This is a genomic window from Flavobacteriales bacterium (genome assembly GCA_030584065.1).
Taxonomy (GTDB): domain Bacteria; phylum Bacteroidota; class Bacteroidia; order Flavobacteriales_F; family PHOS-HE28; genus PHOS-HE28.
In genome coordinates this window covers 3062974-3085963 of the sequence record CP129489.1, presented here as the reverse complement: position 1 = coordinate 3085963, position 22990 = coordinate 3062974, and the positions used below count along the sequence as shown (strand labels likewise).

Below are 22990 nucleotides of genomic sequence, written 5' to 3'. Positions count from 1 at the left end.
CGCCCCTTGCGCTGGCTGGTGCTGGCCCCGCTGGTGCTGGCCTCGGCGCTGCTCCTGGCCCAGAGCCGCAAGGAGCTGGAGAAGCGGCGCGATGCGCTGGACAAGCAGATCCGCACCACCACCGCCCTGATTGAGCAGGCCCGCAAAGAGCAACGCGTGACACAGGAGCAGCTGAGCCTCTTGGAGAGCCAGATCGCCGCTCGTGCGCAGCTCATCCGGGCCATGGACAGCGAGGTGCGGGCGGCCGATGACCGGATCCGGCAGGACGAGGAGGCGATCGCCTCACTGAAGGCCGACCTGCAGGCGCTCAAGGAGGGATACGCCCGAATGATCGCCGCCGCCTACCGAAACCGCAGCGCCTACGACCGCCTCAGCTACCTTTTCGCAAGCAGCAGCTTCCAGCAGGCCTACCGCCGCAGCCGCTATATCAACCAGCTCGCGGCCCAGCGCCGCCGGCAGGCCGCGCTGATCGCCGAGACCGAGGCCTCCCTCGATGCGCGGGTGGAGGCGCTGAAGGCCCAGCGCCAGGAGAAGGCCCAGCTGCTGACCGAGCAGGTGCAGGAGAAGCGCAGGCTCGACTCGGACCGGGCCGGACAGCAGAGCGCATTGGTGTCCCTACGCAAGGAAGAGGGCCGGCTCCGTGAGACGCAGAAGAAGCAGGAGCGCCAGCGTCGCGAGCTCGAGGCGGCCATCCGCAAGGCCATCGAGGAAGCGGTGAAGCCGAAGCCCAAGCCCGGCGGAGCGGCGGCCGGCACCGCCAAGCTCGACATCACCCTGACACCGGAGGCGCGGGAGCTGAGCTCCGATTTCGAGAAGAACAAAGGCAAACTGCCCTGGCCCGTGGAGAAGGGCGTAATCACCGGCCGCTACGGCAAGCAGCCGCACCCGGTGCTCAAGGGCATTGTCATCGACAACAACGGCATCGACATCACCACGGAGAAGGGTGCCGGCGTGCGCGCGGTTTTCCGCGGGGAGGTGAGCAGCGTGATCGTGCTCCCCGGCGCCGGCAAGGCCGTGATCGTCAGCCATGGCGCCTACAGGACGGTCTACAGCAACCTGGCCGCCGTGAGCGTGGCCAAGGGCCAGAAGGTGGATACAAAGCAACCCATCGGGACGGTCATCACAGGCGATGAGGGTGCTGTGGCGCACATCGAGGTCTGGAAGGTGACCGCGGAAGGCCTGGTGAACGTGGATCCCGCGCTGTGGCTCTTCCGCCAATAGGCCTGCGCTTTCGGTATACCTTTGGCGGCGCATCAACGCATCCCCCATGAGCACCCTGCCGCTTTCCATCCTGCTCGGCGTCATCGGCCCCTGGCAGATCGTCCTGATCGTAGCGGTGCTGCTACTGCTCTTCGGGGGCAAGAAGATTCCTGAGCTCATGCGCGGCCTAGGGCAGGGCATGAAGGAGTTCAAGAACGCCAAGGACGGCGCGGAGGAGAAGAAGGACGACGCGAAGTAGCCCTGCCACCGGTGAGCATCCCGAAGACCTTCGCCGAGGCCCGCCACTCCCTTACCCAAGGCGCAACAGCGACCGCGCTCACGCAACGGTCGCTGTCTGAAGCCGAGCGGCACAAGGACCTGAACGCATTCCTTGAGCTTTTCCCCGACAGCGCGCTGGCCAAGGCCGCCGAGGTGGATGCCAAGTTGAAGGCGGGCACGGCAGGCCCGCTTGCGGGCCTTCTGGTGAGCATCAAGGACAACATCTGTTACAAGGGCCATCGCGTGAGTGCATCCTCGCGCATCCTCGAGGGCTTCACCTCGCTGTACAGCGCCACGGTCGTGGAGCGGCTGCTCGCCGCCGATGCGGTGATCATCGGCCGCACCAACTGCGACGAGTTCGCCATGGGCAGCAGCAACGAGAACAGCGCCTACGGAAGCGTGAGGAACCCCGTGGACCCCGGCAAGGTCCCCGGCGGCAGCAGCGGAGGCGCCGCCGCCAGTGTGGCCGCCGGCATCGTGCATGCGGCCCTGGGCAGCGATACCGGCGGCAGCATCCGACAACCGGCATCGTTCACCGGCACGGTGGGCCTCAAGCCCACTTACGGCCGCGTGAGCCGCCATGGTCTCATCGCCTTCGCCAGCAGCTTCGACCAGATCGGCCCGTTCACGCGCTCTGTGGAGGATGCCGCCGCCGTATACAGCGTCATCGCCGGCAGCGACCCGCACGACAGCACCACCAGCCGCAGGCCGAACGACCCCATTCCGCTCAACGATCCGGGCAAGCTGCGCATCGGCTACTTCCGCGAGGGCATCGAGCGTGAAGGCATGGACCCCGAGGTGGTGGCCCACCTGCAGGCCCAGATCGACCGGCTCACCCGCGAAGGCCACACCGTGGAGCCCGTGGATGTGCCGCTGCTCGACCACCAGGTGCCTACCTACTACATCCTGGCCACAGCGGAGGCCAGCAGCAATCTGGCCCGCTTCGATGGCATCCATTTCGGACACCGCAGCAAGCTGGCCCAAGGCGTCGAGGAGACCTATCGCCTAAGCCGAACGGAAGGCTTCGGCCCCGAGGTGAAGCGGCGCATCCTGCTCGGCACCTTTGTGCTCAGCGCCGGGTACTACGACGCCTACTATGCCCAGGCGCAGCGTGTACGGCGCATACTGCGCAACCGCACCTTGGAGGCCTTCGAGCGATTCGACCTGCTGCTGGGTCCCACCTGCCCCACCACGGCGTTCGCCCACGGCGCCATCACCGATCCGGTGGCCATGTATCTGCAGGACATCTTCACGGTGCAGGCCAACCTTGCCGGAACACCCGCCATCAGCATCCCCACCGGAACGCACAGCAACGGCCTCCCCTTCGGAGTCCAGCTCATGGCGCGGCCCTTCGGCGAGCCGCTGCTGCTCGCCGCCGCGAAGGCGCTCTTCGGCGCCTGACGTCCACACCTCGCTGTGGAAGAGCCGCTTGCATACCAAGAGCGGTCCCCGCGCGTAATGCGGGTAACTTCGGCGCCATGGCCCTGCACCTTCGCATCACCATCGCGGCCGCGCTGCTGCACCCGGCGCTGAGCGCCCAGCACGAAGCGCCGCTGACGCTCCCCTCGGACGACCCGGTGATCGCCCGGCTCGACGACCTGGCCGCACTGCACTGGATCAAGCATTCCCCATTCACCACCGACACCGCCCACCACAATGTGCACGGCTTCGCCCCCGACCAGGTGCCCGTTTGGCCGGAGGAGACCGTGCGCCAGCGGCTGGCCGTGCTCGATGCCGCCACCCCGTTCGACCTGGTGCACAACCGCGTGGTGCAGTCCTACATCGACCTCTATGCAGTGCGCAAGCGGGAGATGACCTCGCGCATGCTGGGCCTTGCCGAGCTCTACTTCCCCACCTTCGAGGAGCACCTTGACCGGCACGGGATTCCCTTGGAGATGAAGTACCTGGCCGTGGTGGAGAGCGCGCTCAACCCGAGCGCACGCTCACGTGCCGGCGCCGTGGGCCTCTGGCAATTCATGCTCCCCACGGGCCGTCTCTACGGCCTGAAGGCCGACAGCTATATCGACGAGCGCCACGATGTGTTCAAGAGCACCGAAGCGGCCTGCCGGTACCTCAAGCACCTCCATGGCATCTACAACGATTGGGAGCTGGCCCTGGCCGCTTACAACTGCGGCCCCGGCAACGTGAACAAGGCCATCCGCCGCAGCGGCGGAGCCAAGGATTACTGGCGCATCTACGATCATCTCCCGCGCGAGACCCGGGGCTATGTGCCGGCCTTCATCGCGGTCAACTACATCTTCAACCACCACGCCGACCACAACCTGTATCCGGTGGCACCAACCTATTGCGCCTATGAGGTGGACACCGTACGCGTGTGCTACCCGCTCGACCTCTCCGCCATCGCCGTGCTGACCGGTGGCACAGTGCAGGAGCTCAGGGACCTCAATCCGACCTTCAAGCTCGGCATCGTGCCGGATGTGGACCAGCCCGTGAGCCTCTATCTTCCCAAGGATGCCGTTCCCGTGTTCCTCAGCAACGAGGAGGCCCTCCGCTACAGCTATTATGCTGCTAATCCCGGCTCTGCAGCACCCGCCCCTTTGGCGCCAGCGCCTCCCGAGGAGAAGCGTCACGTGGTGAGACGGGGCGAATCGCTGGGCGGCATTGCGGCCAAGTACGGCCTCTCGGTCACCGAACTGAAGCGGCTCAATGGCCTTCGCAGCAACACCATCCATCCGGGCCAGAAGCTCCTCGTACGGCGGGGGGCGGCCAAGGCCGTTGACCGCACGGCCGATCCCGAGCCCAGGAGCGAGGGGCAGGCCGACTACCACATCGTGCAGCCGGGCGATACGCTCTGGGGCATCGCGCAGCGGTACCCAGGGGTGAGCGTGGAGGACCTGCGGCGCCTGAATGACGGGCTCGTGCATGGACTCAAGCCCGGCGCACGGATCAAGGTGCGCATTCCGCGGGGATGAAGCAGGCAACGACCGCACTGGCCCTGTGCCTCCTCCTGTTCGCTTGCGGAAGCCGGGAACAGCGGCTGCCCGACAGCGCCGGCGGCCCCGATGAAGTGCTGGTGGTGATGCCCAAGGGCCATTGGGAGAGCGAACCCGGCGCCGCGGTGCGGGCCCTGCTCGAACAGCCCATGGCCGGGGTACCGCAGCCGGAGCCGAGATTCCGCGTGGCGCACTGCCGCCCGGAGGACTTCTCTACGCTGCTACGGGTCCACCACAGCGTCATCCGCGCCGACATCGGCAGCGACAGCACAGCCTTCACCGCCCTGCGCGATGCGCACGCCCGCGGGCAGCTGATGATCCGCGTGGCCGCTCCCCGGCCCGGGGCATGGAACGAGCTCTGGCAGGCCAAGGGGCATGAGGCCGTGGCCGCCCTGGAGGACCACCAGCGCGCCCGGACCGGTGAGCGGCTCCGCCGCGAGCGCGATGCCGCAGTGAGCGGCAGCATCCGCTCCGCGATGGGGATCGCGCTCGATATCCCCGGCGGCTATCGCGTGGTGAAGCAGGAGAACGGCTTCGCCTGGCTCCAGCGCGACCGGATCATGAGCGGCAGCGGCCTGGAGCACAATGTCATCGAGGGCGTGCTCATCCATTCCCGTCCCTACACGAGCGACAGCACCTGGAACGTGCGCTACCTGGTGGACCTCCGCGACAGCGTGACGCGGGCCCACGTGGAAGGCCCCGACCCAGGCTCCTACATGATCGTGCAGCGCGGCTTCGAGCAGCTTGACCTGATGCCGACGGGCAGGGCCGTTCAACTCAATGGCCGCTTCGCCTACCTCATGCACGGGCTCTTCGGCATGCAGGGCGCCAAGATGGGCGGCCCCTTCGTGAGCCTTTCCACGCTCGATCCCTCGGGCACGCGCATCATCACGGTGGAAGGCTTTGCCTATGCGCCCCAATTCGACAAGCGCCCTTACGTGCGCGAGCTAGAGGCACTGCTGTTCTCGCTCCGCATGGAGTCCGGGGCCACTCCTTGAGCGTCAAGCAATAGTGCTACCGCACGGCGCGTTTTATCCACAGCGCGGTCGCGCGTGTTGAAAAATGAACGCCGACGACCACAGGCACTGCGCCTACTTTTCGGCTGCACCCATGGATTTCGCCCACCTCCGCCAATACGCCCACCAGCACTGCCGCTTCAAGCTCCGGAGCGGCAAGGAGGTCTTCGGCGTGGTGTGGGAGGTGGAGACCAGCGAAGCCGCCGGCGCCGAGGGTGTGAAGCGCCTCTTCTTCGCCAGCGTGCGCGACTACGAACGCCTGCAGCGCGTCGGTGCACCGGTACAGGTCATCGCCATGCAGCCCGAGGAGATCGTGGCGGTGGAGAGCCTGGCGAGCTGAGCGTGCATGCGCCCCTTGCTTTTCCTGCTGCTGATCACCGCGTGCGGTGCAGTGCGGCGCGAGGCACTCAACCGATGGGCCGATGACCGCCTCTGGCCCGTGCTCGAAGCACAGGAGCATCGTGATACGCCAGCCCTGTGCGCGCTGCTGAAGCACGGAACCCATGCGGTGCGCGAGGCCGCTGCGCTGGCCTTCGCAAGCGTGCAGGACTCCGCTGCCCGCCGTTGCCTGATGGCCGCGCTGCACGATCCTGAGCCCCATGTTCGCGCTGCTGCCGCCTCCTCGCTGGCATTGGTGGCGGATACCATGGTCGCCCGGCTGCTGAGTGATGCCTTCACCGCCGAGCATGACAGCGCCGCCCGCCGCGCCTTGCTCCATGCGGCCTTCCGCGCCGAGCTCAGCACCCGTGAGCACGATGCGCAATGGCTCATCGGCTTCCTGGAAAGCGATGACGCGATGATCCGCCTGCTCGCTGCGCAGAAACTGTCGCGCAGCACACCGGCGCTCAATGACATGGAGCATGGCGTGCTGCACGCGGCGCATGTCGAGGACGATCCGGAAGTGCGCGCATCCCTCGTCCTCTCCTTGCGCCGCGGATCGCTACCGGCCTCGCTCGATTCACTTCGCAGATGGATCGCGGCCGATGCTGACGCTGGTGTCCGCATCGCGGCGATCAGGGCTTTGGCGAAGCGCGCTGAAGCGCCCACGCAGGAGCTGCATGATGCCCTGACCGACAGGGTGACCGGTGTTCGCCAGGCTGCGTTCGAAGCGCTCTCGGGCCTGCCATCGGGTGATGCTGCGGCCATGCTGCGCTTGGCCGAGAGCGGCGCTGACACGCTATTCCGCATTCAGCTGCTCGGCCTTGCCATGCGGCACGGGGCGGAGAACGAAGTGGAGCGCGCACGCCACATGCTTCATGCGCTCTGCGACAGCGCTTCGGCACCCCAGCGTCGCGCCGCTGCGATGCGCTCACTGGCCGCAGCATGGGCGCCAGGGTACCACGTGGAGCTGCTATCCGTAATGCAGAGCGATGCACCATCTGCGGTGCGGCAAGCGGCATTCGAGGGCCTGGTCGGCATCACCAGGTCCATCATGGCGCGCTCACGATACGCTACGGTGGAAGACCATTATCGCCAACTGGGCAACGTGATCCGATCGGCCATCCATACGAAGGATGCGGGGTTGGTCTGCGCCGCGGCCGAGTTCCTCCAACAGGAGGAGGCCGCCACCATCCGACTTCTTCTGCCACCAACGATGGATGAGAAGGCCCTCGCTCCGCTGCACCCCATCCGGGACCTTGAGGCCATCCTGCTGTTGAGGCAGGCCGCCGCGAAGCGCGATGGGCTTCCCCCGCCAACGCACGCGGGCCCGCCCTTCAACCACCCCATCAACAAGGAGAGGCTGCGCGCCTTGAAGCAGGGCCAGCGCTACCGCATCACCACCACCAAGGGCATCATCCTCATCGCCACCGATGTGGACGAATGCCCCGGCAGCAGCCTCGCCTTCGATTCGCTTGTCACCGCAGGGTACTACAATGGCAAGGCCTTCCACCGCATGGTGCCCAACTTCGTGGTGCAGGGCGGCTGCCCACGCGGCGATGGCTACGGCGGCATGCCGTGGACGCTACGTACCGAGATCGGCCGCAAACCCTTCACCGCAGGCTCCGTGGGGCTCGCTTCCGCAGGCCGCGACACCGAGAGCTGCCAGTTCTTCATCACCCACAGCGCCACCCCGCACCTGGATGGCCGCTACACCCGCTTCGGTGAGGTGGTGGAGGGCATGGATGTGCTGTGGCGGCTGCAGGTGGGGGATGTGATGGTGAGCGTGGAACGCGTGGAATAAGCTGATGGGATGCGGCGATCGTTCAGCCCTTCCGGCTCGCTTCCAGGTAGCCGTTCAACAGGTCGGCCAACTCCTGGTGCTGGTAGCCGTAGTTGTCGGGCAGGGCTGCGTGGTAACCCCAGAAGGCCGTGTTCCAAGCCTGCCAACGGCGATGGCTTGACAGGGGCTTTGAGCCTTCGACGAACAGGATGCCCACGTAGCGGTGCCGTTGCCGGAAGGGTCCGTGCCACCGGGTCCATTCGGCCACACCGAAGCGCTCGATCTCCTGCCACGCATAGTGGCTGTGCCGCAGGAAGGTCTTCACATAAAGACCCTGGGTGGTGATCACCACACGGGAGGTCCCGGGTATCAGCTGGATCACCGCCACCACGGCGATCAGACCGAAGAAGACCTGGCCGAACCAGCCGACACCACGCTTGAACGGTTCCGTGGCGTGATGGGCCATCCACCAGCCCGCGACCACGAACAACACGCCAATGGCCATTACACCCAGCCACTTCCACGGCCGTGGTGTCAATACCAGCAGGGGATGTTCGATGGCTGACATTTCAGAAACGCCGTCGCTCGGGTAGGTCGACCCGGTGGGTCGACGCTACAGGTGCAATTCCCGAGGATCGCGGTTGTAGATGATGCCCTAGCCTTGCTCAAAGCGTTCCGGCCGCATCTGCGGGAACAGCAGCACCTCCTGGATCGCGGGATTGTCCGTGAGCAGCATCACCAGGCGGTCCATGCCGATGCCGATGCCGCTGGTGGGCGGCATGCCGAACTCCAGCGCACGCAGGAAGTCCTGATCGATGTACATGGCCTCGTCATCGCCGCGTTGCTGCAGCTTCAGCTGTTCCTCGAAGCGCTCGCGCTGGTCGATCGGGTCGTTGAGCTCGCTGTAGGCGTTGGCCACCTCGAAGCCGGCCACGAACAGCTCGAAGCGTTCGGTGAGGCGCGGGTCCTCGCGGTGCTTCTTGCAAAGGGGGCTCATCTCCACCGGGAAGTCGGTGACGAAGGTGGGCTGGATCAGCTCGGGCTGCACCAACGTGCTGAACAGCTCGTCGATCAACTTGCCCTTGCCCATGCTGGGCGCCACCTCGACCCCATGCTTCATGCACAGCGCACGGATGTCGTCCTCCTCCATGTCGAGCACATTCATGCCGATCTTCTCCTCAATGCTGCCCACCATGGTGATGCGCCGGAACGGACCGGTGAAATCGATCTCCTTGCTTTGGAAGCTGGCCTTGGGCGATCCGTTGGCAGCGGTGGCCACGCGCTGGAACACGCCTTCGATGAAGTCCATCATCCAGCGGTAGTCCTTGTAAGCCACGTAGAGCTCTATCACCGTGAACTCCGGGTTGTGGGTGCGGTCCATGCCCTCGTTCCGGAAGTTGCGGCTGAACTCGAACACGCCGTCGAATCCACCCACCAGCAGGCGCTTCAGGTAGAGCTCGTTCGCGATGCGCAGGTAGAAGGGCACATCAAGCGCATTGTGGTGCGTGGTGAAGGGCCGGGCCGCCGCGCCGCCGGGAATGGCCTGCAGCACGGGCGTATCCACCTCCAGATACCCGGCCCGCTGGAAGGCGCTGCGCATGGCGTCGAAGATGCGCGTCCGCTTCAGGAAGGTCTCCCTCACGTGAGGGTTCACCACCAGGTCCACGTAGCGCATGCGGTAGCGCAGTTCGGGGTCGCTGAAGGCATCGTGCACGTTGCCTTCCTCGTCGGTCTTTACCGCGGGCAGCGGGCGCAGCGCCTTGCTCAGCACGGTGAGCTGTTCCACATGCACGGTGATCTCGCCGGTGCGGGTCTTGAACACATGGCCCTTCACGCCGATGAAGTCGCCGAGGTGGAGCAGGTGCTTCCATACCTCGTCGTAGAGGGTCTTGTCCTCGCCGGGGCAGATGCCGTCGCGGGCGATGTAGATCTGCTGGTCGCCGGTGTGGTCGCGCAGCACGGCGAAGCTGGCCTTGCCCATCAACCGCACGCTCATCAGGCGGCCGGCCAGGGCCACCTCCTGCTTGGGGGCGTCCTCACCGGTGGGCTCCTGCCAGCCGCTCTTCACCGTGGTGGCGGTGTGCGAAACCGGGTATTCGGCGGCCGGGAAGGGTTCGATGCCTAGGGCGCGCAGCTTCTGCAGGGCCTCACGACGTACGATTTCCTGATCGGAAAGGGCGTGAAACATGACGGAATGAGGAAAATGGCCCGCGAAGATACCGGGTGGGTAAAGATGGGGTCGAAGGTTGTTCGCCAGATCGAACCGTCGCCTACTGACCGATCGGTATCACAGGAATCGCATCGTGGTCATGTGGGACGGGCCACCTACCAGTGACCTCATCATTGACAGCGAAACGCCACCTCGCCGCTCCTCTTCATATCGATGTCCCGACCAGCGCACATGCTACCAAAGCTTCCCGTAGGGGTGGCGAATCCGCTCCGACTCCAGATCGATGGGTCCGGAGAATGGCTGCGGCACGCCGATCCCGGGCCCCTTGGCCGAAGTCTTGGACTTTCGCTTGATCCCGTTCTCCGCCTAAAGGGAGAGCGTGGTCCTCATTCCGGAATGATATCCCTATAGCAACCCATGCGCAAGGGCCAAACAACCCGGAAACGCGATGCTGCGTAACACGCCCCTAATTTCGACCCCGCATACCCCACCCCATGTACAACCTCATCGATGCCTTCCCCAAGCAACTGAAGGAAGCCTTGGAGATCGGCCGCAAGGCCCAACTGAAGGCCCCCGGCGGACCCTACGGCAACGTGGTCGTCACCGGATTGGGCGGCAGCGGCATCGGCGGACGCATCGCGGCGCAGCTGGTAGCCAAGGAGGCCAGGTGCCCCATCGAGGTCTACAACAACTACTACCTGCCCGGCTACGTGAACCACAAGAGCCTGGTGATCGCCTGCAGCTACAGCGGAAACACCGAGGAGACCATCGCCGCCATGGAGCAGGCGCTGGGCAAGGGCGCCCGCGTGGTGGTGATCACCAGTGGCGGCACCATGCTGGAGATGGCCAAGGCGAAGGGACTGGACCACATCGTGATCCCGGGCGGCAACCCACCGCGCACCATGCTGGCCTATTCGTTGGTGCAGCAGTTCTTCGTGCTCCATCATTTTGGCATCATCGGCGATGGCTTCGAGGGCGCGATCAAGACCGCCGCGAACATGCTCGAGGATGAGAAGACCCGGATCCAGGCGGCGGCCAAGGAGCTCACCGAGAAGCTCTTCGGCAAGCGCCTGGTCATCTACAGCGAGGCGAGCACCGAGGCGGTGAGCATCCGTTTCCGGCAGCAGGTGAACGAGAACAGCAAGGAGCTGTGCTGGCACCATGCCATCCCCGAGATGAACCACAACGAGCTGGTGGGCTGGGCCGGGGGGAAGGACGATATCGCGGTGGTGATCTTCCGCCACAAGGAGGACCATGAGCGCAGCCAGATCCGCATGGAGATCAACAAGGATGTATTCCGCAAGTACACGCCGCACATCCACGATGTGTGGAGCCAGGGCGACACGGCCTTCGCGCGCCAGCTGCACCTGATCAACCTCGGCGACTGGGTGAGCTACTACTGGGCGGAGAAGAAGGGCGTGGACCCGAGCGAGATCGCGGTGATCAACATGCTGAAGGGGAAGCTGGCGGAGGTGAAGTAGTCATTGTCGCGGAGGCGCAGAGTCGCGGAGAACCCCAAGCATGCTGTACCTCGAGCCCTCCGGGACCATCATCGGAGCCGCCATCGAGGTGCATCGTGAGCTTGGGCCGGGACTGCCCGAGAGCGTTTATGACCATTGCTTTGCGCGCGAGTTGAGGGCGGCAGGAGTGCCCTTCCTGCAGCAGCACCCCGTACCTGTCCGCTGCAAGGGCGAGCAGCTGGACATGGGCTTCCGACTTGACCTTTGGGTGGACCAACGCATCATCGTGGAGATCAAGGCCATAGACCTGTTGCAGGGAATCCACCGTGCCCAGCCCTTGAGCTACCTTAGGCTGACCGGGTGCAAGCTCGGCTTGCTCATCGACTTCAACGAGCCCTTGCTTACCGGCAGTGCACGTCGCGTTGCGAATGGATTGGATGAGTCCTGAATCAGCATTCTCCGCTCCTCTGCGCCTCTGCGGCCAAACCCTATGAGACACATCCACTTCCGCGACCTCGGCCTCATCGACTACGCCACCGCGTGGGATCTGCAGACGCGCCTTTTCAAGGAGACCATCGACCGGAAGATCGCCAACCGGAGCCTGCCGGAAAGCGAGCAGGCGCCCACCGAGGACCACCTCCTCTTCTGCGAGCACAACCATGTGTACACCTTGGGCAAGAGCGGCAAGCCGAGCCACTTGCTGCTCAACGAGCAGGGCCTCCGTGAGAAGGGCGTCCAGTTCTTCCCCATCGACCGCGGCGGCGACATCACCTACCACGGGCCGGGGCAGATCGTGGGCTATCCCATCTTCGACCTCGACCACCACTTCACGGACATCCACCGCTACCTGCGCACGCTGGAGGAGGCCATCATCGGCACGCTGGAGGCCTATGGCATCAAGGCGGGGAGAATCGAAGGCCTCACGGGCGTGTGGCTCGACTGGAATGACCCTGCGAAGGCCCGGAAGATCTGCGCCTTCGGCATCCGCGCCAGCCGCTGGGTCACCATGCACGGCTTCGCCTTCAACGTGAACACCGACCTGGGCTACTTCCAGAACATTGTGCCCTGCGGCATCGCGGACAAGGGCGTGACCAGCATGGCGCAGGAGCTCGGCGGCGAAGTGGACATGGAGGAGGTGAAGAACAGGCTGAAGCTGGAGATCGCGGACCTGTTCGATTCAGAGCTGCTCATGCGGCAGGAGACGAGCGCCGGGAATTGAGCCATCCCCCGAAGACCAGGCCCGCACACAGGCACATCAACGGATAGAACACATAGAGGTAGCGCACATCGCCGAAGCCCATGATACCGGCATGGATCACCAGGGCATAGGCCATGGCCACGGCCAGCAGAATGCCCGGCCACGTGCGGCGGTAGAAGGCCCAGGGAATGAAGAACAGGGCCCCGAGCAGCGCGAGCTTGTAGACCAGCGCCCCGCCTAGTTTAACGGCCTTCTCCCATGGCGCTAGGGATGAGAAAGTGGCGCGGAAGAGATGAAGCACGCCGGAGGAGCCGATGAGCTGCTGCGCCACCCTACGCGCTGGTGTAACGATGCGCACCCGCCAAGGGTGCTCCTCCCGGATGGAATCTGCATACCGCGTGAACCGTTCCGCAAGCTGTGCATCGATCCGGTCCCGTTCGGCCGCAGCCACCGTATCGGCGAGCAGCAACGGGCAAAGCTTCCGCAGCTCCTGCAGGCTATCCGCGTTGAAGGCCTCCGTGAAGATCCAGTCAGGGAACTCTCGTTCGGGATCGCCCTTGATGCGCCACGGGGCCGCATAGTCGGCGCAGTAGAAGCCGTAGTAGGCCGTTTTATCGTCGAACGTGCCCACGAAGCGCCACATGGCCAAGGTGGTGCTGTTGTACATCTCATGATAGGTGGAGCGCGTGAAGAGGAAGAGCCGTCCCGTCTTCTGCGCATTCCGGTATGTCCATGCACCCTGTGCCAGCACCACAGGTGCGGCCGCCACGACCAGATGCCATGCCGAGCGCCGGCCCTGCCTCAGCATCAGCGGCACCAGCGCCAGGCCGCCCATCATGAGGAACACCGCAGCCACGGGCCGCAGGAAATAGGCCCAGGTCATGAGTGCGGATGCCAGCAGAAGCAGGCGTGGATCGCCGCTGCGTTCGTAGCGTGCTCCGGCATAGAATGACAGGGCCATGGCCGATGCGCACGGGCTCTCGGACATGGCGAAGATGCTGAACCCGGATACCGTGGGGGCCAGCCCATAGAGCAGGAAGATGATGAGGTGCACGGCGCGTGAGCCGGTGAGCAGGTAGGCCCCCATCGCCAAGGCAACCGTGGCTAGCACGTCCAGCATCATCTGCGCAACCACCACGGCATTCATCGCCATCGGCTTGGGCAGGATGAGCCGCAGCGGGAGGTAGTGCACGGCATAGCCCGGCATGCGGAAGTCCGGCGCGTAGGCCCCGCTCTCCACCAGGGAGTCCATCGGCCAGGTGTAGCTCGGGCACTCCGCGTTGCACCGGGCGAAGCTGCCGGGGTAGGCCGCATCGGGCTGCTGCAAGGAAATGGCGAAATAGGACAGCTTCATCGCCAGGGCGGCCAGCAGCCATGGCCGCCATCTCCCCGGCATGGGCAGCGCCCGCATGATGTGCAGCAGCTTGGCGATCATGGCCATGCGCCCGTAGCGGGCTCCGCCAAATCTAGCCGGGAGGCGCACGTACCTTCGCTAACCCTCATGCGCACCCTGAAGAAGCTCCTCCTCTGGTCCGTTCTGGTCCTTGCCAGCCTGGTGGGCCTGGCCTACCTCACCGGCAATGGCCATATACCGCGCGGCGTCCGCTACACCTACCTCATCGGCCGCACTAGCCCCGAGATCGACGACAGGGACTTCTTCCCCTACGCCACGATACCCGCAACCGATCCGCAGCCATGGCCCTTGAGCAGCCGCTATGGCCAGGTAGCCCTCACCGCAGGACAGGAGCAGGAGCTGAAGGACCTCCATAGCGTGGGGTTCGCCGTCTTCCAGCACGACAGCCTCCTCTTCGAGCGCTACTGGAACGGATGGGATGCCGACAGCGTGAGCAACAGCTTCAGCGTGGCCAAGAGCTACATCAGCGTGCTCACCGGCATCGCCATGGGCGAAGGGCGCATCAACAGCGTATTCCAGCCGGTGGGCGACTTTCTGCCCGAATACCGGGAAGGATGCCATTCCAAGCTCAACCTCTGGCACCTGCTCACCATGAGCACCGGCCTGGACTGGAGCGAGAGCGGCGCGGACCCCTTCAGTGACAATGCCAAGGGCTATTACGGCTACAGCGTTCGGTCGCTCTCCCTTGGCCAGCCCTGCCGCGAAGAGCCCGGGCAGGCGTTCGACTACATCAGCGGGAGCACGCAGATCATGGCCGAGGTTCTGGAGGCGGCCTACGGGCAGCCACTCGATGCGCTGGTGCGCCAAAAGGTGTGGGGGCCTTTGGGCTGCGAGCACGATGCGTACTGGGGCAAGGACCGCACGGACGGCGATTTCAAGGCCTTCTGCTGCCTCTACGCCACGGCGCGCGACTTCGGGCGCATCGGCCAGCTCTACCTGGACAGCGGCAGGTGGCGCGGAAAGCAGATCGTGCCGCGCGAGTACTGGGAGGCCAGCATCACACCGGCCAAACTCCTGGACAAGGGCGAGCCGAACCAGCGCTACGGCTACTTCTGGTGGCTGGCCCAGTTGGACGGCCAGCCCGTCTGGTACTGCCGGGGATTCCACGGCGAATACGTGGTGGTGATCCCCCACGAGCGCCTGGTGTTGGTCCGCACCGGAATGAAGCGCGAGGAGGTGAATGCCACCGGCCACCCCACCGATGTGTTCAAGTGGATCGCCATCGCGCGCAGCCTGGCGCGCCAGCAGCCAGCCTGACGATGCGCAGCGACATCCGACCGCCCAAGGTGGAGGGCATCGCCATGGCCGTGGTGCGCGAGCAGGACGCTGAGGGCGGCGATGCCTGGTACGTCTACCTCATCAATCAGCGTGATGAGGCCATCGAGAATGTGCTGGTGAGCTCTCGCGGCTACGGCGAACTCGGCGGCGAGGCACGCCGAACGAGCGAGATGCGGCACTTCCTGGGCAGGCTCGAGGCCAAGAGCTGGGCCCGGATCGAGCGCATCGTGGAGGACGTCTTCCCCCTGAGCAACCAATACTGGCTCAGCTTCTACGTGGGCCGCGTGCTGCACGACAAGAAATACATCTTCCTCGCGGGCAGCATCGACGAGTCGAACTTCACCACGTTGCCGCTCATGCAGGCCAAGGGGGTGATGATCGAATAGGCCATCGGTATATTCGCCTTAGCCGGGCACGCGCTCCAATCAAGGGCCGTCCCGGAAAGCATCGTGCGCCACGAAAGCATCCGCGACCTCACCAAGCTGCTCTTCCTCGACATCGAGACCGTTCCGCAGGCCTACCGCTGGGAGGGCCTTGATGAGCGCAGCGCCGCCCTCTTCAGCGAGAAGACCCGCTACGAGCAGGAGCGCCAAGGCAAGGACGCCGCGCAGCTCTGGCAGGAAAAAGGCGGGATCCTCGCGGAGTTCGGCCGCATCGTTTGCATCGGGGTCGGCAGCCTGCACAAGGATACCGATGGCCTGCACCTGCGAGTGACCTCCTACCATGGCGACGATGAGTACGACCTGCTCACGCGGTTCACCGACCTGCTGGAGCGCCGCTACTCTACGGAGGAGCACTGGCTCTGCGCACACAACGGCAAAGAGTTCGACTTCCCCTGGATCGCACGGCGCTGCGTGGTGAACCGCGTGAAGCTTCCGCGCCTGCTGGACATCGCCGGCCTGAAGCCCTGGGAGGTAGGGCACGTGGACACCATGCAGCTCTGGAGCTTCGGCGACCGCAAGGCCTACACCTCCCTTGCGCTACTGGCACACATCCTCGGCATTCCCACTCCGAAGGACGACATCAGCGGCGCGGACGTGGCGCGCGTGTATTACGAGGACCAGGACCTGGAGCGCATCGCAGCCTATTGCCGGAAGGACGTGGCCGCCACGGCGCAACTCTTCCTCCGGCTCACCGGACGCGAGCTGCTGCCGGCCGACCGCATCGCCTTCGTGTAGCCGCCGGTGCGATCTTCGGCGCCGCATGCCAGCCGCATCCCCCTTCGCGCGCACCTCTGTTTGGACGGCCCTGCTCACGGCGGGCATGGCGGCCTTCATCGCCTCCTTCTACGGTCATGTGCTGGAGGCGCCCGATCGGGTCCTCTTCACCGGCACCGGCGATGGGCTGAAGAACTACTTCACCTTCCTCTGGCACGTGAAGCATGATGCCTCCGCTCTGCATTACAGCGGGTCCGGATATCCCTTCGGCGACCGGGTGTTCTACACCGACGGCCATCCCTTGCTGAGCTGGGTCGTCCGGTTCGCTCCTTCCCTCGCGGACCATGGGGTCGGGCTGCTGAACACGCTGATGCTGGCAGGGCTCCTCCTCTGTGCCTGGTGCGTCTTCGCCCTGCTCCGCGAACTGGGCCTGCCGCCATGGGCGGCGGCCATTGGTGCCTTCAGCATCACCCTCCTGCAGCCGCAGGTGCTTCGCATGGGCGGTCACTTCTCACTGGCCCATGCCTGGATGGTGCCCATGGTCCTGTTCCTCGCGGTGCGGGCTGCAGCCCGGGAGCACTGGCTGTACCCGGGGGTCCTTGGCGCTGCCGTGGTGCTTATCGCCTTCCTCACGCATCCCTACATGGGCCTGATGGCCGTGCTCTTCCTCGTGGCCCACGGAGCCTGTTCAGCGTTGTTCGGCACGTGGCGGTGGCCTGCGATGAGGCAGGTCGCGCTCCGCACCGTCGTGATGGCCCTGCTCCCAATGCTCCTATTCATCGGGCTCCTCGGCTGGGGCGATACAGTGGCGGACCGTCCTTCGGCTCCCCTTGGCGCTGACCAGTACGCCACGCGCTTCCTCAGCCTCATCGTGCCCACGCACGATCCCTTTGCCACGCCGCTGCGCGAGTTCTTCCGGTACGACCGGCTCGATTGGGAAACCTGGTGCTACCTCGGCCTCTCGACCATCCTGGTGATCGCTGTGGCCGGCGGGATGCAGCTGAGGCGGTGGTCGGCTCAAGGCACGCGAACGCCGCTCGACCCCGCCGGGGTGCTGCTCGCTTCCGCATTCCTGGTGCTGCTCTTCGCCATGGGCATCTGGCAGGAGTGGGCCGGCGGTTGGCTTCCGGCGCTCGCCCAGTTCAGGGGCAGCGGGCGCTTCGCTTGGGTATTCTACCATGCCGCGGCGGCCTTCGCCGCGGTGCGGCTCTATCACGGGCTGTTCCACCAGCCCCTTGTTCGGCGGTACGCGGCGGTGGCGGCCTTCACCGGGGTGGTCGGCTTCATGGCCGTGGAGGGCTGGGCCTACCATCGGCACATGCGTGATGTCATCGGTCGTTCGGCCAACCCCTTCCGCGCCGAGGCCCTCAATGCCGATCAACGCGCCCTGGTGGAGGCGATCAAGGGCGCTGACGCGGCGGCCATCATCCCCCTGCCCTGGATGCACTCCGGTAGCGAGCGCTACTCCGTATCCGCCCCTGACGGGCAGCTGGCCTTCATGCTGCCGATGGCCTACCACAGCGGCGTGCCCCTGATGGCCGGCCTCACGAGCCGCACATCGCTCCAGCAGACCCGCGACCTGCTCGCCCTCTTCGCGCCGCTCCACTTCCCGAAAGGACTGGCGGAGCGCATCCCTTCCGACACGCGGATCCTTCTGTTCCGGCATTGGGATGATGTGCCGCCGCACCAGGAGTCACTCTGGTTCCGGGCCACCCATCTGTACAACAATCCGGAAGGCAACCTCCGCGTGATCACCGCCGGCGAGCTTTTGCGCAACGACCGCGAATCGCGGATCGAGGAGCATGCCCAACGCGCTGCCGCTTGGCCCGGGCTCAGGGGCTGGCGCTTCTCCCACCGGGGCGAACCGGCGCCCGAAGCGCTCATGGCCCGCATCCGGTTCGGGGCCGACAGCCTTTCGGGCAAGGTGAACGAGTTCGCCGAACTGCTCCGCTTGGCACCCGGCGAACTGGATACCGCGCTCACCTATGAGCTCGGCTTCCTTTATGGATGCGATGACCCCGCAGCCATCAACATCAATGTCATCCTGGAGCACTACATGGGCGAGCGCTGGGATGCGCAATGGGAATCGCTCCATGGCATCCGCGGCATGCCTATGCAGCTCGGCGACCGGGCCGCGGTGGCATCCGTCGTCTTCAAGCCACGGCATCCGGAGCGCACCTACAGGTTCATCCTGAACGGGCCTGCGGCGAGTGATGCGCCATACGTGGTGCGCCATGTGCTGCTGCGCCCGCTGGATGTGGATGCCTGGCGCGAGGGCCCGTGGGAGGGCACGCGCACGGTGTTCCTAAACAACGCGCCGCTCAGCGGCGCAAGAGGCTCCGCAGCGCCACGCTGAGGAAGTTGGCCGACTCGCGCAGCAGGATACGGTAGTTCATCCGGGAGAAGCGCACACCCTCGCTGAGCTGCGCATCGATGACACCGACCCGGAGGCCGCGCTCCCTCGCCACCAGCATCACGAACTCCATGTCGAAGAGGAAACGGTCGATGGTGGTGGCCATGAACAGGGAGCGGCCCCGGTCGCCGAATCCCTTCAGTCCGCATTGGGTGTCGCTGATGGGGAAGCGCATGATGTTGCGCAGCACCCAGCGGAACGTGCGGGAGATGACCCTGCGGGCCCACGGCACACGTGCGTAATAGTCCGGTCGGCGATGCCCGAGCACCACATCGCTTCCCGCCAGGAGCTCCGCACAGGCCTCCCGCATGCTCCGGATGGTATAGGGCAGGTCCACGTCCGTGATCAGGCAGGGGCCCGGTGGCGCCGCCGCCACGCCCGTTCTCAGGGCCGCGCCCTTGCCACGGTTCTCCGGATGATCGATCCAGTGCACGCCATGGAGCGCCTCGCCCAATCTGGCGCGGTCGCCGGGCGCGATACCGCTGAGCGAGCCGTCGTTGACCAGGGTGACGGTAATGGCGATTCCGGGCAGGGCCGCACGCAGTTCGCCGACGCGCTGCGCAAGCCGGTCCACCCAGCCGGCAGCCGGGTTGTAGCAGGGTACCACGAGGCGTATGTGCTCGTTGGGGGGCATTCTATCTTGCCACGCCTCCGCCGAGGCGGCGCTGAACGTCGCCTTCAAAGGAACGGCAAGCGGCGCGAAGCAAGCCCCGACCGATGCCACCTCCCGCCATCAACCGCCGCGCCGGAAGCGCGCTTGCCCTTGCCATCGGTGCTTTCGCCCTGATCTCCGGCCTGCTCAAGCACCAGGACCACCTGCACGAGCTGCTTCGCTGGGGATCCGACAGCTTGGGCTATTACCAGTTCCTGCCCGCGGTGCTCATCGACCACGACCTGGGGCGGATGCCCTGGGTGCATCTGCTGGAGAACGGCAAGGGCCTGAGCATCTTCAGCGTGGGCGTCGCCTACCTGCAGCTGCCCTTCTTCTTCCTGGGGCATGCATGGGCCAGTGCCTCCGGCGCGGAGGCCAACGGCTATTCCGCCCCCTATGCGGTGATGCAGCTGGTGGGCGCCGCGTCCTACCTGGCCGTCGGATGCCGCCTGCTCTTCGGAGTGCTCGCTCGCCGCACAGAGGCGCGAACCGCCCTGATCACCGTGGCCCTGCTCTACCTGGCCACCAACCTCTATTACTACGGCTCGTTCGAAGCGGGCATGTCGCATGTCTACTCCTTCTTCCTCTTCGCCGCGCTGCTGGCACTCACGGAGCGCTGGATGCGGATGCCTGGACCGGAGACCCTCATCGCCCTGATGGTGACGGGCGCCCTCATCATCCTGGTGAGGCCGTTGAACGCCGTGGCGTTGCTGCTGCCGGTTCTCTACCGCACATCCGGCATCACGGGAGTCCTTGAGCGATGGCGGCCGCTCCTGGCCATGCGACCGGCGCTGGCGCTGGGAGCGCTATTCGTCGCCGCCCTGGTCCTGCCACAGCTCACTTACTGGCATGCCATCGCCGGCAAGTGGGTGCTCTTCACCTACGGCACCAAGCAGGAGTCCTTCGATTTCAGCGCGCCGCACCTCTTCGACCTGCTGGTGAGCCACCAGAACGGATGGTTCATCTATACCCCCCTGATGGCCGCCGTGCTGCTCACGCTGCTCTGGCAAGCACGACGGCTCGGCACGGGGGCTCGTACCGTCCTCGTGGTGTGGTGCATCACATGGTACCTGTACGGCTGCTGGTGGGCCTGGTGGCTCGGCGGTGCCTTCGGCTACCGCGGCTTCATCGAGTATTCGGCATTCCTCGCGCTGCCATTGTCCGGACTGGTAGGGCATGCCGTTGCACTGAAGCCGGCTCCTCGCCGCATGGCCGCAGGCATCGCCGCGGTGCTGGTGTTCATGAACCTGCGCCTCAGCATCATCTATGCCTCACCATGGGACGGACCTGATTGGACGTGGGCCCGGTTCTGGGAGGAAATGGGGCGCGCTTTCTTCCTCGGATGAAGCGATGGGCTTCGCACCAAGGCATGGCCTGGGTGGAGCGGATCCTGTTCGCCATAGGCCTCCTACTGGTCATCCAACCCGTCACCTCCACGCGCTTCCACGTCACACACGACGGCCCCTCCCATGCGCTCAATGCGCACTACCTGGGCCGCTTGATCTCCGGGACTGCTGCAGATGACCGCCAGTGGGAGCTCAATCCGGTACCCGTGCCGAATTGGAGCGGACACGCGGTCCTCGCCGCTGCAATGCAGGTGCTCGACGCGCCGGAGGCCCTGAAGGCACTGTACCTGCTCTGCCTCTTGGGCCTTCCGCTGGCCTTCCGCTGGAGTCTGAACGAAGCGGGCGATCAACCGCCTTGGGGCGGCTTCCTTGGGCTCCCGCTCGCGATGCACGGGCCGTTCCAGATGGGCTTCCTCAACTTCTCGCTCGGCTTGGTGGGCCTGCTCCTGGTGATGAGGATGTGGCGGGGTATGCTTTCCAGAAGCGCCACCGCACTCGGTTGGCTTAGGCTCGCGGCACTGCTACTGCTCCTCTATGCATCGCATCTGGTGCCGTTCGCCATTGCACTGGCATGGGGTCTTCTCCATTGGGCGGAGGCCTATTCCACTGCCCCGCCTGCCAGTGAGGAACGGCGGGCCCTGCGGCAGATGCTTCCACGGCTCGGCCTCGCGGCTGCGCCGGCCCTTGCCTGCCTGGCCGCCTACCTTGCGCTGAGCCCTGGGCATGGAGCAAATGAGCCCATGCTGGCGCCTCCGGACAACCTGGTGGCCCCGCTGCTGGATGCACTGTGCGCCTCCGACCGGGCCGAGCTGCGCTGCTGGGCGCCCTTTGCCGCGCTGCTGGGTGTGATGGTCTTGCTGAACCGTGTGCGACACGGCACGCAGGGGCGGGCCGCAGCCTCGATCGGGGCCGAGGGCTGGGCAGTGGCGTTCACCGCGCTCCTGTTCGTGATCATGCCCGACCGTGTCGGCAAGGGCAGCGGCCTTTCGATCCGGCTTGCCTTGCTTCTCTACCTCGCCCTGGCCCTTCTGCTCGCGCGCCGTCTCCGTGCGGGACCCGCCCCACTCCTGCTTCCCGCTTCCGTGATCACCCTCCTGCTGTGCCTCTCGCAAGTACGACGCCCGGGCCAGGAGCTCCGCAGCCATCAGCAGCGCCAGGCATATGAGGCCAGTGTACAGGTACCTCGCGGCGCGCGAGTGGTAACCTTGCCCTGCCATTGGATGGTCATGCACCACTTGGAGCTCGGGCTGGCCGACCGTGATGCGCTGCTGCTCTCGAACTACGAGTTCATCAATCCGCATTTCCCGCTGCGCTGGTCGCCCGTTCACGACCCCCTCCTGAACCCGCCGCCACCGGATCCCTTGGACGGTCTCATCCCGCTCACCAACGTTCCCGGGGCCTGGGTGCGCGGGGCCGATGCCATACTCATCACCGGTGACACGCTCAACGCACCGGCCGTGCCGTGGCGCGCCCTGTCCGAGCTGCTCCGCAGCCACTATCGCCTGGCTGCCCGCGTGGCATCCAATGCGGTGTACCTCCGCATTCGGCCGGAGCCCGCCGGAAGCCCGGATGGCGCCGTCAGAGGCCGTACTTCATGATGCACCAGATGGCCCTGAAGCCATCCCGCCAGCCGATCTTCTTCCCCTCGGCGTAGGTTCGGCCGTAGTAGCTTATGCCCACCTCGTATATCCGGATGCCCTTCACGCGCGCCAGCTTGGCGGTGACCTCAGGCTCGAACCCGAAGCGTTTCTCGCGCAGGTCGAGGCCTTGGGCGATGTCGCTGCGGATGAGCTTGTAGCAGGTCTCCATGTCCGTTAGGTTCAGGTTATTGAACGCATTGGACAGGAAGGTGAGGAACTTGTTGCCGATGCTGTGCCAGAAGAAGAGGATGCGGTGCGGGTGATGGCCCATGAAGCGTGAGCCGTACACCACATCGGCGAAGCCCTCGAGTACCGGACGCAGCAGCAGGTTGTATTCGCGCGGATCGTACTCGAGGTCGGCATCCTGCACGATGAGGTACTCGCCCTTCGCCTCCTGGATGCCGCGGTGGATTGCTGCGCCCTTGCCCATGTTGCGGGGCTGCTCGTAGAACTTGATGCCCATGGAGGGGTTGGCGTCCATATAGCGCTTCACCGCCTGCACGGTGCCATCCGTGCTGCCGTCGTTCACGATGATCACCTCCTTGGCGATGCCCTGATCGAGCACGGCATCGCGCACCTTGTCGAGGATGAGATGGATCGTGCGCTCCTCGTTGTAGGCCGGGATGACGATGGAAAGGGTGCGGATGGTCAT

General features: G+C 65.4%; 21 protein-coding genes. 16 read left to right on the top strand and 5 right to left on the bottom strand.

Annotated features, from left to right (window positions below; translation table 11 throughout):
* Positions 1 to 6 precede the first annotated feature (6 nt).
* From QY325_12975 to QY325_12945, 7 genes are all read left to right on the top strand, one after another.
* Positions 7 to 1221 carry a peptidoglycan DD-metalloendopeptidase family protein gene (locus tag QY325_12975; protein ID WKZ65667.1) on the top strand — a complete coding sequence of 405 codons (1215 nt, stop codon included), beginning with the start codon at positions 7 to 9 and terminating at the stop codon, positions 1219 to 1221.
* A 46-nt stretch (positions 1222 to 1267) separates the two neighbouring features.
* Positions 1268 to 1459, top strand: a complete 192-nt coding sequence (gene tatA / locus QY325_12970) for a twin-arginine translocase TatA/TatE family subunit (GenBank protein WKZ65666.1) — start codon at positions 1268 to 1270, stop codon at positions 1457 to 1459.
* A gap of 11 nt (positions 1460 to 1470) precedes the next feature.
* Positions 1471 to 2880, top strand: coding sequence for an Asp-tRNA(Asn)/Glu-tRNA(Gln) amidotransferase subunit GatA (gatA, locus tag QY325_12965; protein WKZ65665.1), 1410 nt, complete (start codon positions 1471 to 1473; stop codon positions 2878 to 2880).
* 77 nt (positions 2881 to 2957) lie between these two features.
* Positions 2958 to 4412: a LysM peptidoglycan-binding domain-containing protein gene (locus QY325_12960; GenBank protein ID WKZ65664.1), complete on the top strand. Its 1455-nt coding sequence runs from the start codon at positions 2958 to 2960 to the stop codon at positions 4410 to 4412.
* Positions 4409 to 5431 (top strand): DUF4837 family protein, encoded by a 1023-nt coding sequence (locus QY325_12955; GenBank protein WKZ65663.1) that lies wholly within the window; start codon positions 4409 to 4411, stop codon positions 5429 to 5431. Before QY325_12960 ends, QY325_12955 begins: the two co-directional genes overlap by 4 nt.
* Positions 5432 to 5543: 112 nt before the next feature.
* Positions 5544 to 5789 carry a hypothetical protein gene (locus QY325_12950; GenBank protein WKZ65662.1) on the top strand — a complete coding sequence of 82 codons (246 nt, stop codon included), beginning with the start codon at positions 5544 to 5546 and terminating at the stop codon, positions 5787 to 5789.
* Between the two features lie 6 nt (positions 5790 to 5795).
* Positions 5796 to 7631, top strand: a complete 1836-nt coding sequence (locus QY325_12945; protein WKZ65661.1) for a peptidylprolyl isomerase — start codon at positions 5796 to 5798, stop codon at positions 7629 to 7631.
* A gap of 22 nt (positions 7632 to 7653) precedes the next feature.
* On the opposite strand, the gene QY325_12940 is transcribed toward QY325_12945, so the two are convergent.
* Positions 7654 to 8178 carry an STM3941 family protein gene (locus QY325_12940; protein ID WKZ65660.1) on the bottom strand — a complete coding sequence of 175 codons (525 nt, stop codon included), beginning with the start codon at positions 8176 to 8178 and terminating at the stop codon, positions 7654 to 7656.
* 87 nt (positions 8179 to 8265) lie between these two features.
* On the bottom strand, positions 8266 to 9798 hold the full coding sequence (gene lysS, locus QY325_12935; GenBank protein WKZ65659.1) for a lysine--tRNA ligase: 1533 nt from the start codon (positions 9796 to 9798) through the stop codon (positions 8266 to 8268).
* A gap of 476 nt (positions 9799 to 10274) precedes the next feature.
* Here lysS and QY325_12930 point away from each other — a divergent pair, with 476 nt between their 5' ends.
* From QY325_12930 to lipB, 3 genes are read left to right on the top strand one after another with little or no spacing between them, the layout of a single operon-like run.
* On the top strand, positions 10275 to 11261 hold the full coding sequence (locus QY325_12930) for a bifunctional phosphoglucose/phosphomannose isomerase (GenBank protein WKZ65658.1): 987 nt from the start codon (positions 10275 to 10277) through the stop codon (positions 11259 to 11261).
* A 40-nt stretch (positions 11262 to 11301) separates the two neighbouring features.
* Complete coding sequence (locus QY325_12925) at positions 11302 to 11688, top strand: GxxExxY protein (protein ID WKZ65657.1); 387 nt, start codon at positions 11302 to 11304, stop codon at positions 11686 to 11688.
* A gap of 42 nt (positions 11689 to 11730) precedes the next feature.
* On the top strand, positions 11731 to 12459 hold the full coding sequence (gene lipB / locus QY325_12920; protein ID WKZ65656.1) for a lipoyl(octanoyl) transferase LipB: 729 nt from the start codon (positions 11731 to 11733) through the stop codon (positions 12457 to 12459).
* Here the strand turns inward: lipB and QY325_12915 are convergent.
* Positions 12428 to 13873, bottom strand: a complete 1446-nt coding sequence (locus QY325_12915; protein ID WKZ65655.1) for a hypothetical protein — start codon at positions 13871 to 13873, stop codon at positions 12428 to 12430. The genes lipB and QY325_12915 overlap by 32 nt on opposite strands.
* A gap of 66 nt (positions 13874 to 13939) precedes the next feature.
* On the opposite strand from QY325_12915, the gene QY325_12910 reads away from it, so the two are divergent.
* The 4 genes from QY325_12910 to QY325_12895 all read left to right on the top strand — a co-directional run bounded on the left by QY325_12910 (position 13940) and on the right by QY325_12895 (position 18643).
* Positions 13940 to 15109, top strand: a complete 1170-nt coding sequence (locus tag QY325_12910) for a serine hydrolase (GenBank protein WKZ65654.1) — start codon at positions 13940 to 13942, stop codon at positions 15107 to 15109.
* Positions 15110 to 15111: 2 nt separating this feature from the next.
* Positions 15112 to 15516, top strand: a complete 405-nt coding sequence (locus QY325_12905) for a hypothetical protein (protein ID WKZ65653.1) — start codon at positions 15112 to 15114, stop codon at positions 15514 to 15516.
* Between the two features lie 63 nt (positions 15517 to 15579).
* Positions 15580 to 16308 (top strand): 3'-5' exonuclease, encoded by a 729-nt coding sequence (locus QY325_12900; GenBank protein WKZ65652.1) that lies wholly within the window; start codon positions 15580 to 15582, stop codon positions 16306 to 16308.
* Positions 16309 to 16333: 25 nt separating this feature from the next.
* On the top strand, positions 16334 to 18643 hold the full coding sequence (locus tag QY325_12895; protein ID WKZ65651.1) for a hypothetical protein: 2310 nt from the start codon (positions 16334 to 16336) through the stop codon (positions 18641 to 18643).
* Here the strand turns inward: QY325_12895 and QY325_12890 are convergent.
* Positions 18609 to 19334: a glycosyltransferase family 2 protein gene (locus QY325_12890; GenBank protein WKZ65650.1), complete on the bottom strand. Its 726-nt coding sequence runs from the start codon at positions 19332 to 19334 to the stop codon at positions 18609 to 18611. The two genes, QY325_12895 and QY325_12890, sit on opposite strands and share 35 nt — an antisense overlap.
* Positions 19335 to 19417: 83 nt before the next feature.
* On the opposite strand from QY325_12890, the gene QY325_12885 reads away from it, so the two are divergent.
* Both QY325_12885 and QY325_12880 read left to right on the top strand, forming a co-directional pair.
* Positions 19418 to 20698 carry a hypothetical protein gene (locus QY325_12885; protein WKZ65649.1) on the top strand — a complete coding sequence of 427 codons (1281 nt, stop codon included), beginning with the start codon at positions 19418 to 19420 and terminating at the stop codon, positions 20696 to 20698.
* A complete protein-coding gene (locus QY325_12880) occupies positions 20695 to 22296 on the top strand; it encodes a hypothetical protein (GenBank protein ID WKZ65648.1) in 1602 nt (533 codons plus the stop codon). Before QY325_12885 ends, QY325_12880 begins: the two co-directional genes overlap by 4 nt.
* On the opposite strand, the gene QY325_12875 is transcribed toward QY325_12880, so the two are convergent.
* A complete protein-coding gene (locus QY325_12875) occupies positions 22277 to 22990 on the bottom strand; it encodes a glycosyltransferase family 2 protein (GenBank protein ID WKZ65647.1) in 714 nt (237 codons plus the stop codon). The two genes, QY325_12880 and QY325_12875, sit on opposite strands and share 20 nt — an antisense overlap.